Below are 1,675 nucleotides of genomic sequence, written 5' to 3'. Positions count from 1 at the left end.
AGTACCATACTTAGTTGAGACGCACACCGATCCAGTAGTGTCAATGCTGCTGCTTCCTCTGGATATTGGCTCAGTAAACTCTGGTTTTTTTGAGTCGGGTTGACTTTCTCTAAGGTTTGTTTTACCTTCTAGCCCAGAAAGTGTGACTAATTTTCAATTTTCGGAAGCTACAAAGGAACAGATAGACGATTTAGTGGAACGAGCAAAATTAGGAGATTTATCCCCATCTGAAAAAAACGAACTTGAACAGTTTTTAGTGGTCGAACATCTAATTAGATTGACGAAAGCTAGAGCTCATCAATACCTTAAATCTGTCTCTTAGTATAGAGAGAAGTATATAAATAAATTAATTATGCCTAGACAGTATATCACTAAAGAACTGAAACGATTAGTCAGTCAGCGGGCTAAAGGTTTGTGTGAATATTGTCTGATTTCTGAACAGGATAGCGGTGGGTGTCAATTTGACCACATTATTAGTGTCAAGCATGGGGGTGAAACGACTGCGGAAAATTTAGCCTATGCTTGTTTGTATTGTAACCTAAATAAAGGAACAGATTTAGGGTCAATTATTTGGCCCACAGGTGATCTGGTGAGATTTTTTAATCCTAGACGAGAGCAATGGTCTGAGCATTTTCGTCTTGAGGGTGCAATGATTCAATCTTTAACAGATATTGGGGAAGTCACAGCCAGAATTTTACAGTTTAATAGTAGCGATCGCATTTTAGAAAGACAATTGTTGATTGAGGTAAATAGATACCCTTCACCTGAAGCCTTAAAACAAATGAAAGCATAAATAAAATCATCTTCCTTAGGTGCGCTTGACCCATGAAGCATTAAATTTCCACGGGTCGCACCTAAAAGCACGGATTGCCAGTAGCGCATTAGCTGTTGGCGTAGCCTGCACTTAGCGCATATGCTTACCTTTGTATAGGCTAAACTTTAAGTAACTAACTAATCTACCCCTAATTCTTATGATGGAGCTTTCCCCTCAAGTTATTCCTCCTAAGATTACCGATATTGAGGCTAGACAAGATTTTTTAAGGTTACTTGTTGAGCGAATGCAACAAAACCCTATTCCTTCTGATGCTCCTCAGTTTACACGAGATGTGTTGCATGAAGATAGTTAAAAGCTTAAATAATGGTGTTGCTTAATAATGGAATGATTTTAATAGTAGGTGCGCTTTCCAATGGCCGAGTAAATCGCCCTTGGGTCGCATCTGTGGAATAGGCATCTTGCCTGTTCCTGATCTTTTGGAGCGGGCAGGATGCCCACTCTACTCCTATTCATTCAAAGATTTATAGCTTTTTTTTATTTTTATGAGGTACAAATATTTTGTAACTCTTGCCTCTTGCCTCTTGCCTCTTGCCTGCTCCCTAAAAAATGTACCTCACCTAATTGAAATAAACCTCATCTTCAATTCTCCCTTATCTGCAATACCCGACTAGCATTAAGAATCGCCAACAGAGCCACTCCCATATCGGCAAATACAGCTTCCCAGAGAGTTGCTACCCCCATCGCACCCAGAGCAATAAAGATGACTTTCACTCCCAAAGCAATAATAATATTTTGCCAAACAATACCTAGGGTTCGGCGGGCGATCGCGATCGCTTCTGCTACTTTAGAGGGAGCATCAGTCATAATTACCACGTCGGCGGTTTCGATAGCAGCATCTGA

1 protein-coding gene and 2 pseudogenes are annotated in these 1,675 nt (G+C 40.3%); 2 read left to right on the top strand and 1 reads right to left on the bottom strand.

Features of this window, described 5'->3' with window-relative positions:
* Positions 1-352: 352 nt before the first annotated feature.
* Both F6K37_RS41400 and F6K37_RS41395 read left to right on the top strand, forming a co-directional pair.
* A complete protein-coding gene (locus F6K37_RS41400) occupies positions 353-793 on the top strand; it encodes an HNH endonuclease (protein WP_287257087.1) in 441 nt (146 codons plus the stop codon).
* Positions 794-983: 190 nt separating this feature from the next.
* Positions 984-1,127, top strand: a pseudogene (locus tag F6K37_RS41395) (antitoxin family protein); the annotation flags it as partial.
* A gap of 287 nt (positions 1,128-1,414) precedes the next feature.
* Here the strand turns inward: F6K37_RS41395 and F6K37_RS41390 are convergent.
* Positions 1,415-1,675, bottom strand: a pseudogene (locus F6K37_RS41390) (heavy metal translocating P-type ATPase); the annotation flags it as partial.

The sequence above is a fragment of the Moorena sp. SIO4E2 genome (genome assembly GCF_010671945.1).
Taxonomy (GTDB): domain Bacteria; phylum Cyanobacteriota; class Cyanobacteriia; order Cyanobacteriales; family Coleofasciculaceae; genus Moorena; species Moorena producens.
Note: the sequence above shows the minus strand (reverse complement) of the source record. Positions and strands in the feature narration are given on the sequence as shown.

Coding starts and splice junctions, on each gene's coding strand:
- F6K37_RS41400 (WP_287257087.1), top strand. CDS start 353: ATGCCTAGACAGTATATCACTAAAGAACTGAAACGATTAGTCAGTCAG.